The sequence below is a fragment of the Streptomyces sp. NPDC104202 genome (assembly GCF_055584185.1).
In genome coordinates this window covers 59,307-67,935 of record NZ_JBVJMN010000048.1, presented here as the reverse complement: position 1 = coordinate 67,935, position 8,629 = coordinate 59,307, and the positions used below count along the sequence as shown (strand labels likewise).

Genomic DNA, 8,629 nt, shown 5'->3' with positions numbered 1-8,629 from the left:
CGCGCCCGCATCTCGTTCTGGTGCTCGAACGGGCACGAGACGCAGCCGAGCTTCGCCAGCGACGCGGCGATCCCGGAGACCTGGGACTGCCCGCGCTGCGGCTTCCCGGCAGGTCAGGACCGGGACAACCCGCCGGACCCGCCGCGCACGGAGCCGTACAAGACCCACCTCGCCTACGTGCGTGAGCGGCGCAGCGACGCCGACGGGGAGGCGATCCTCGCCGAGGCGCTCGCCAAACTGCGCGGCGAGATCTGAGCGTGGTGTGACGGTGTGACGAACGGGCCCGGCCCGCGAACTCGATTCGCGGGCCGGGCCCGTTCGCCGTTCCCGCCCGCCTTCGCGTCGCCCGCCCCTCTGATCAATTAGGTTTGGGGGTGCAGCGGGGCAGACAAGCAGTACGAGAAGAAGTGGGCGATGTCCGAGATGACCAACGAAGGCCGTACCAGGCTCAACCGGCTGCCCGAGTGGGCGGCCCTCGGCAAGCACCGTGAGCAGCTGGGGGAGACCCGGCTGCGCGAACTGTTCGCCGCCGAACCGACGCGCGGCACCGACCTCACCCTGCGGGTCGGCGACCTCTACCTGGACTACTCCAAGCACCTGGTCACCGGCGAGACGCTGGCCCTGCTGCGCGAACTGGCCGTCGCCACCGGCGTCGCCGAGCTGCGCGACGCCATGTTCCGCGGCGACAAGATCAACACCACCGAGGACCGGGCGGTCCTCCACACCGCGCTGCGCGCCCCCCGCGGGGCCGTCGTCGAGGTCGACGGCGAGAACGTCGTCCCGGGCGTGCACGCCGTCCTCGACAAGATGGCCGGCTTCGCCGACGCGGTCCGCGCGGGCCACTGGACCGGCCACACCGGCAGGCCGGTCAGGAACGTCGTCAACATCGGCATCGGCGGCTCCGACCTCGGTCCCGCCATGGCCTACGAGGTCCTGCGCTCCTTCACCCAGCGGGACCTGACGGTCCGTTTCGTCTCGAATGTCGACGGCGCCGACCTCCACGAGGCCGTCCGCGACCTCGACCCCGCCGAGACCCTCTTCATCGTCGCCTCGAAGACCTTCACCACCATCGAGACGATCACCAACGCCACCTCGGCCCGCGACTGGCTCCTCGGCGGCCTCGGCGCCGGCCAGGAGGCCGTGGCCAAACACTTCGTCGCCCTCTCGACCAACGCCGAGAAGGTCGAGGAGTTCGGCATCGACACCACGAACATGTTCGAGTTCTGGGACTGGGTCGGCGGCCGCTACTCCTACGACTCCGCCATCGGCCTCTCGCTGATGATCGCCATCGGCCCGGAGCGCTTCCGCGAGATGCTCGACGGCTTCCACCTCGTCGACGAGCACTTCCGCACCGCCCCGCCCGAGGAGAACGCGCCGCTCCTCCTCGGCCTCCTCGGCGTCTGGTACGGCGCCTTCTTCGACGCCCAGTCGCACGCCGTCCTGCCCTACTCGCACTACCTCTCCAAGTTCACCGCCTACCTCCAGCAGCTCGACATGGAGTCCAACGGCAAGTCCGTGGACCGCGAGGGCCGCCCGGTCGACTGGCAGACCGGACCGGTCGTCTGGGGCACCCCCGGCACCAACGGACAGCACGCGTACTACCAGTTGATCCACCAGGGCACCAAGGTCATCCCGGCCGACTTCATCGGCTTCGCCCGGCCGGTCGCCGACCTGCTCCCGGGGCTGGTCGCCCAGCACGACCTGCTCATGGCGAACTTCTTCGCCCAGACCCAGGCCCTCGCCTTCGGCAAGACGCCCGAGGAGGTCCGGGCCGAAGGCGTACCCGAGGAGCTCGTCCCGCACAAGACCTTCCGGGGCAACCACCCCACCACCACGATCCTGGCCGACGAGCTGACCCCGTCCGTCCTCGGCCAGCTGATCGCGCTCTACGAGCACAAGGTCTTCGTCCAGGGCGCCGTCTGGAACATCGACTCCTTCGACCAGTGGGGCGTCGAGCTCGGCAAGGTGCTCGCCAAGAAGATCGAGCCGGTCCTGACCGAGGGCGAGGACGGCGGGCAGCTCGACAGCTCCACCGCCGCGCTCGTCACCGCCTACCGGTCGCTGCGCGACCGGGGCTGACCGCATGACGGGGGAGAACGCGGTGCGGCTGCGGCCGCCCGGGAACGCCGTGGACGAGCGGGCCGTCGCCTGGTGGCGGAGCAGGGTCCTGGTGACCACCGCCGTACCGGTGGCGGTGCTCGCCGTCCTCGGCGCGTTCCTCGGGTCCGCCCGGTTCTGGCTGCTGCTGTCGGCCGGGACCGTGGCGGTCCTGGGCCTGGCCTGCGCCGCGTTCTTCCCCGCCTGGTGGTTCCGGGTGCACCGCTGGGAGGTCACCGACGACGCCGTCTACGTCCGGACGGGCGCCCTCTGGCAGGAGTGGCGCATCGCCCCCATGTCCCGGATCCAGACCGTCGACACCGTCCGCGGCCCGCTGGAGCAGCTCTTCCGGCTCGCCACGGTCACCGTGACCACCGCCTCCTCCAAGGGCGCCCTGCGGATCGAGGGCCTCGACCACGAACTCGCCGCGGGGCTCGCCGAGCGGCTCACCCTCGTCACCGGGGCCACCCCCGGGGACGCCACGTGAGCCAGGACGGACCGGACGGGGAGTGGCGCCGCCTGGACCGGCGTACGCTCCTGGCCACCGCCGCCGTCCTGTGCGGCGTGGCCGGGGGAGCCGCCCTCCCCGTGGCGGCCGGGCTCTCCGGCTCCCTCCCGCCGTGGCAGGCCGTCTCCTGGATCCTCGCCGGCGCCCTCCTCCTGGTGCTGGCCGGCACCGCCGGCGACTACGTCCGCTGGCGCCGCACCCGCTACCGCGTCGGCCCCGAGCGGGTCGACCTCCACACCGGCCTCCTGCTGCTCAAGCGCCGCTCCCTGGCCCGCGAACGCATCCGCACGGTCGACCTCACCGCCAACCCCCTCCAGCGCGTCCTCAGCCTCGTCAAGGTCCGCATCGGCACCGGCGAGCACGCGGGCGGAGGCGAGTCCACCCTCGAACTCGACCTGGTCACCCGTGCCGAGGGCGAGCGGCTCCGCCGGGAGCTCCTCGCGCGCGCCGCGGAGCCCGGCACACCGGACCGCGACAGCGCCCTGGCCGTCCTCGACCCGCGCTGGATCCGCTACGCCCCCGTCTCCTTCCTCGCCCCCGCCCTCGGCGGCGCCGCGGCCGGCGCCGTGCTGCAGGTCAGCGAGTGGTTCGGCGCCCGGGCGAGGGTCATCGACTGGATAGGGGACCGCTTCCAGGACGTCTCGCCGCTCTGGGTGGTCCTCGACCTGGCCCTCGTCGCCACCGTCGTGGGGGCCGTCGGAGCCCTCGGGCTCTGGGTCGAGATGTGGTGGAACTACCGGCTGGAGCGCGAGCCCGGCGGCACCCTGCGCGTCTCCCGCGGCCTGTTCACCGCCCGCTCCGTCTCCCTGGAGGAGCGCAGGCTGCGCGGGATCGAACTCGTCGCGCCGCTCGGCGTGCGGATGTGCGGGGCGGCCCGCGTCGACGCCGTCGCCACCGGCCTCGTCCAGGACTCCGACGACCGCCACGCCGACCTCAGGAACCTGCTGCCGGCCGTGGACCGGGCCGTCGCCGACCGGGTGGCCGCGCAGGTCCTCGGCGAGCCCGAGCCGCCCACGGCGGCGGCGCTCACCGCCCACCCCCGGGCCGCCCGCACCCGGCGACTGCGGTGGGCCCTGGCGGCCGTCCTCGTCCCGGTCGCGCTCCTCGCCGTCCTCGGACTCACGCTCACCCCGGTCCTGCTCTACGTGGCGGGCGGCTGCCTCGTCGTCCTCACCCCGGTCGCCGTGCTCTTCGCCCTCGACGCCTACCGCGGCCTCGGCCACACCGTCAGCGGCGGCTACCTGGTGACGCGGTCCGGCACCCTGCGGCGCGCCACGGTCGCCCTCCAGCGCACCGGGGTCATCGGCTGGACCGTCAGGCAGTCGTACTTCCAGCGGCGCGCCGGCCTCCTGACCCTCACCGCCACGACGGCGGCCGGCGCGGGGGCGTACGTGATCCCCGACGCCGGCGAGAGCGAGGGCCTGGCCTTCGCCGCCGGCGCCGTCCCCGACCTCCTCGCGCCCTTCCTGGAACCCGTGGAGACGGCGGAGGCCCGGTCCACCCACGGGTGAACCGGGCCTCCGTCCGGGTGCGTCAGGCCGACGCCGGCGGGTACAGGCTCCGCGGCAGCTCCGAGGCCGCCGCCGCGTCCAGCAGCCACAGCGTGCGCGCGCGGCCGTAGGCGCCCGCCGCCGGGGCCTGGACCTCGCCCGCGCCCGAGAGCGCGATCGCCGCGGCCTTGGCCTTGTCCTCGCCGGCCGCGAGCAGCCAGACCTCCTTCGCCGCCCGGATCGCCGGGAGGGTCAGCGAGACCCGCAGCGGCGGGGGCTTGGGCGCGCCGTGCACCCCGACCACCGTCCGCTCGGTCTCGCGGACCCCGGGCAGCTCCGGGAAGAGCGAGGCCACGTGGGTGTCCGGGCCGACGCCCAGCATCAGCACGTCGAACTCCGGCACGCCGCCGGGCCGGCCCGCGGCGGCCGCCAGCTCCTCCGCGTACGCGGCGGCGGCGGTGTCGACGTCGTCGTACGGGCCGTCCGAGGCGGGCATGGCGTGCACCCGCGCCGGGTCGAGCGGCACCCGGTCGAGCAGCGCCTCCCGGGCCTGGGTGACGTTCCGCTCGGGGTCGCCGTCGGGCAGGAAGCGCTCGTCGCCCCACCAGAGGTCGAGCCGCGACCAGTCGACCGCGTCCCGCGCGGGCGCCGAACCGAGCGCCGCGAGCAGGCCGTTGCCGTTGCGGCCGCCCGTCAGCACGACCGAGGCCGAGCCGCGGGTGGCCTGGGCGTCCACGATCCTGGTGATCAGCCGGGCCGCGGCGGCCTCGGCCATCAGCTCCTTGTCGCGGTGGACGACCAGCTGGGGGGTGCTCACTTGGCCGCCGCCTTCTTGGCCGGGGACTTCTTCGCGGCCGGCTTGGCCGGGGCCGGGGCGTCCGCGGCCTCGGCCGGGATCTCGTCGACCGGCTGGGGGGCGACGGTCGCCGCCTCCTCGTCCAGTCGTTCGAGCCCGAACCGGAGCGCCGACGCGTACGTGTCGTCCGGGTCGAGCCGGCGCAGCTCCTCCGCGATCAGCTCGGCCGTCTCGCGGCGCTTCAGCGCCACGGCACGGTCCGGCTGGCCCTGGATGGAGAGCGTCGCGAGCGAGCCGTCGGGCCGGTCGAGGACGATCGGTCCGGTGCTGGTCTCCATGCGCACGGAGGTCAGGCCGGGACCGGCCGAGCGCGCGCGGCGCACGGGCACCTTCAGCCGCTCCGCCAGCCACATCGCGAGCAGTTCGACGCTGGGGTTGAACTCCTCGCCCTCCACCTCGGCGGAGGTGACCTCGCACGCCACCTGGTCCAGCGCGGCGGCGAGCATCGAGCGCCAGGGGGTGATCCGGGTCCACGAGAGGTCCGTGTCGCCCGGCGTGTAGGTGTCCGCGCGCGCGGTCAGCTCCTGGATGGGCTGCTCGGCGGCGTACGTGTCGGTCACCCGCCGCTGGGCGAGGGCGCCCAGCGGGTCGTTCGCCGGGTCGGTCGGCGCGTTCACCGGCCACCAGACGACGACGGGGGCGTCCGGGAGGAGCAGCGGCAGGACCACCGACTGGGCGTGGTCGACGACCTCGCCGTACAGCCGGAGCACCACCGTCTCGCCGGTGCTGGCGTCGGCGCCGAGGCGGACCTCGGCGTCGAGTCGTGCCTTGGAACGGTCCCGCGGCGAGCGCGAGACCCGCTTGATGACGACGAGGGTCCGCGAGGGGTGCTCGCGGGACGCGTCGTTGGCCGCCTTCAGGGCGTCGTAGGCGTTCTCCTCGTCGGTGACGATCACGAGGGTGAGCACCATGCCGACGGCCGGCGTGCCGATCGCCCGCCGCCCGAGCACCAGCGCCTTGTTGATCTTGGAGGACGTGGTGTCCGTCAGGTCGGTCTTCATGGCCGGCGCCAGCTCCTGCCGTCTCGTGCGAGCATCTCGTCCGCCTCGACCGGACCCCAGGTCCCGGACTGGTACTGCGCGGGCTTGCCGTGCTCGTCCCAGAACTGCTCGATCGGGTCGAGGATCTTCCAGGACAGCTCGACCTCCTCCACGCGCGGGAAGAGGTTCGAGTCGCCGAGCAGGACGTCGAGGATGAGCCGCTCGTACGCCTCGGGGCTGGACTCCGTGAAGGACTCGCCGTACGCGAAGTCCATCGACACGTCCCGGATCTCCATCTGGGTGCCGGGCACCTTGGAGCCGAACCGCATGGTCACGCCCTCGTCCGGCTGGACGCGGATGACGATGGCGTTGCGGCCGAGCTCCTCGGTCGCGGTGTGGTCGAAGATGGAGTGCGGGGCGCGCTGGAAGACGACCGCGATCTCCGTGACGCGGCGGCCCAGACGCTTGCCGGTGCGCAGGTAGAAGGGGACGCCCGCCCAGCGGCGGTTGTCGATCTCCAGCTTGACGGCCGCGTAGGTGTCGGTCTTCGACTGCGGGTCGATGCCGTCTTCCTGGAGGTAGCCGACGGCCTTCTCGCCGCCCTGCCACCCGGCCGCGTACTGGCCGCGGACCGTGGACGCGCCGAGGTCCTTGGGCAGCTTCACCGCGCCGAGGACCTTGGTCTTCTCGGCGGCGAGCGCGTCGGCGTCGAAGGAGGCGGGCTCCTCCATCGCGGTCAGCGCGAGCAGCTGGAGCAGGTGGTTCTGGATGACGTCACGGGCGGCGCCGATGCCGTCGTAGTAGCCGGCCCGGCCGCCGATGCCGATGTCCTCGGCCATGGTGATCTGGACGTGGTCGACGTAGGACCGGTTCCAGATCGGCTCGAAGAGGGTGTTGGCGAAGCGGAGCGCCAGGATGTTCTGGACGGTCTCCTTGCCGAGGTAGTGGTCGATCCGGAAGACCTCGTCGGGAGGGAAGACCTCGTGGACGACCTCGTTGAGCTCCTTGGCGGAGGCCAGGTCGTGCCCGAAGGGCTTCTCGATGACCGCGCGGCGCCAGGAGCCGTCCTTCTGGTCGGCGAGCCCGTGCTTCTTGAGCTGCTGGACGACCTTGGGGAAGAACTTGGGCGGCACGGACAGGTAGAAGGCGAAGTTGCCGCCGGTGCCCTGGGCCTTGTCCAGCTCCTCGATGGTGGACTTGAGCTGCTCGAAGGCCTCGTCGTCGTCGAAGTCGCCCTGGACGAACCGCATGCCCTGGATCAGCTGCTGCCACACCTCCTCGCGGAACGGGGTGCGCGCGTGCTGCTCGACGGCGTCGTGGACCTCCTGCGCGAAGTCCTCGTCCTGCCACTCGCGGCGGGCGAAGCCGATCAGCGAGAAGCCCGGCGGCAGCAGGCCGCGGTTGGCGAGGTCGTAGACGGCAGGCATCAGCTTCTTACGGGACAAATCGCCCGTGACGCCGAAGATCACCAGACCCGACGGCCCCGCGATGCGCGGGAGCCGTCGGTCTGCGGCGTCACGGAGCGGGTTGGCTCCGTGGACTGCGCTCAAAGTGCTTACGCCTCCGAAGGTGCGAGGCGCTGGAGCTCCGCCTCGGTGGACTTGAGCAGGTCGTTCCAGGACGCCTCGAACTTCTCGACGCCCTCGTCCTCCAGGAGCTGGACGACGTCGTCGTAGGCGATGCCCAGCTTCTCGACGGCCGCCAGTTCCGCGCGGGACTGGTCGTAGGTGCCGCGCACCGCGTCACCGGCGACGACGCCGTGGTCGGCGGTGGCCTCCAGGGTGGCCTCCGGCATCGTGTTGACGGTGCCCGGGGCGACCAGGTCCACCACGTACAGGGTGTCCTTGTACGCGGGGTCCTTGACGCCGGTCGAGGCCCACAGCGGACGCTGCTTGTTGGCCTGCGCCTTGTCCAGGGCGGCCCAGCGGTCGGAGGAGAAGACCTCCTCGAACGCCTCGTAGGCCAGGCGGGCGTTGGCCAGCGCGGCCTTGCCCTTGAGCGCCTTGGCCTCGTCGGTGCCGATGCCGTCGAGGCGCTTGTCGATCTCCGTGTCCACGCGGGACACGAAGAACGACGCCACCGAGTGGATCTTGGAGAGGTCGAGGCCGCGCTCGCGGGCCTTCTCCAGACCCGCCAGGTAGGCGTCCATGACCGCGCGGTAGCGCTCCAGCGAGAAGATCAGCGTCACGTTGACGCTGATGCCGAGGCCGATGACCTCGGTGATCGCCGGCAGACCCGCCTTGGTGGCCGGGATCTTGATGAGCGTGTTCGGCCGGTCCACCAGCCACGCCAGCTGCTTGGCCTCGGCGATGGTGGCGGTCGTCTCGTGGGCGAGACGGGGGTCGACCTCGATGGAGACCCGGCCGTCCTGGCCGTCGGTCGCGTCGAAGACCGGGCGCAGGATGTCGGCGGCGTCGCGGACGTCCGCCGTCGTGATCATGCGGATGGCCTCGTCGACGGTCACCTTGCGGGCGGCGAGGTCGGCGAGCTGCTGCTCGTAACCGTCACCCGAGGAGATGGCCTTCTGGAAGATCGACGGGTTGGTGGTCACACCGACCACATGGCTCTGGTCGATGAGCTCGGCCAGGTTGCCGGACGTGATCCTCTTGCGCGAGAGGTCGTCCAGCCAGATCGCGACGCCTTCGTCGGAGAGGCGCTTGAGAGCGTCTGTCATGAGAGTTGCATCTCCATTAAGTCG

General features: G+C 72.3%; 8 protein-coding genes. 4 read left to right on the top strand and 4 right to left on the bottom strand.

The window, feature by feature from the left end; all coding sequences use genetic code 11:
• The 4 genes from ACZ60W_RS26940 to ACZ60W_RS26925 form a co-directional block, all read left to right on the top strand.
• Positions 1-255 (top strand): RNA polymerase-binding protein RbpA (locus ACZ60W_RS26940; RefSeq protein WP_469757957.1); only part of this gene is annotated, 255 nt, incomplete at its 5' end.
• 159 nt (positions 256-414) lie between these two features.
• On the top strand, positions 415-2,079 hold the full coding sequence (gene pgi / locus ACZ60W_RS26935) for a glucose-6-phosphate isomerase (RefSeq protein ID WP_469757956.1): 1,665 nt from the start codon (positions 415-417) through the stop codon (positions 2,077-2,079).
• A gap of 4 nt (positions 2,080-2,083) precedes the next feature.
• On the top strand, positions 2,084-2,584 hold the full coding sequence (locus tag ACZ60W_RS26930; protein WP_469757955.1) for a PH domain-containing protein: 501 nt from the start codon (positions 2,084-2,086) through the stop codon (positions 2,582-2,584).
• On the top strand, positions 2,581-4,116 hold the full coding sequence (locus ACZ60W_RS26925) for a PH domain-containing protein (protein ID WP_469757954.1): 1,536 nt from the start codon (positions 2,581-2,583) through the stop codon (positions 4,114-4,116). The genes ACZ60W_RS26930 and ACZ60W_RS26925 overlap by 4 nt, the downstream gene beginning before the upstream one ends.
• Before the next feature lie 22 nt (positions 4,117-4,138).
• On the opposite strand, the gene pgl is transcribed toward ACZ60W_RS26925, so the two are convergent.
• The 4 genes from pgl to tal are packed head-to-tail and all read right to left on the bottom strand — an operon-like array spanning position 4,139 to position 8,605.
• Positions 4,139-4,912, bottom strand: coding sequence for a 6-phosphogluconolactonase (gene pgl / locus ACZ60W_RS26920; protein ID WP_469757953.1), 774 nt, complete (start codon positions 4,910-4,912; stop codon positions 4,139-4,141).
• A complete protein-coding gene (gene opcA / locus ACZ60W_RS26915; protein ID WP_469757952.1) occupies positions 4,909-5,952 on the bottom strand; it encodes a glucose-6-phosphate dehydrogenase assembly protein OpcA in 1,044 nt (347 codons plus the stop codon). Before opcA ends, pgl begins: the two co-directional genes overlap by 4 nt.
• Positions 5,949-7,481: a glucose-6-phosphate dehydrogenase gene (gene zwf / locus ACZ60W_RS26910; RefSeq protein WP_469757951.1), complete on the bottom strand. Its 1,533-nt coding sequence runs from the start codon at positions 7,479-7,481 to the stop codon at positions 5,949-5,951. Before zwf ends, opcA begins: the two co-directional genes overlap by 4 nt.
• Before the next feature lie 5 nt (positions 7,482-7,486).
• Entirely contained in the window at positions 7,487-8,605 is a 1,119-nt protein-coding gene (gene tal, locus ACZ60W_RS26905; protein WP_366302086.1) for a transaldolase, read from the bottom strand.
• Positions 8,606-8,629: the final 24 nt, after the last annotated feature.

What these genes read in the sequence shown, in the direction of transcription:
- pgi (WP_469757956.1), top strand. Translation starts at nt 415, where the DNA reads ATGTCCGAGATGACCAACGAAGGCCGTACCAGGCTCAACCGGCTGCCC.
- opcA (WP_469757952.1), bottom strand. Translation starts at nt 5,952, where the DNA reads ATGAAGACCGACCTGACGGACACCACGTCCTCCAAGATCAACAAGGCG.
- ACZ60W_RS26930 (WP_469757955.1), top strand. Translation starts at nt 2,084, where the DNA reads ATGACGGGGGAGAACGCGGTGCGGCTGCGGCCGCCCGGGAACGCCGTG.
- tal (WP_366302086.1), bottom strand. Translation starts at nt 8,605, where the DNA reads ATGACAGACGCTCTCAAGCGCCTCTCCGACGAAGGCGTCGCGATCTGG.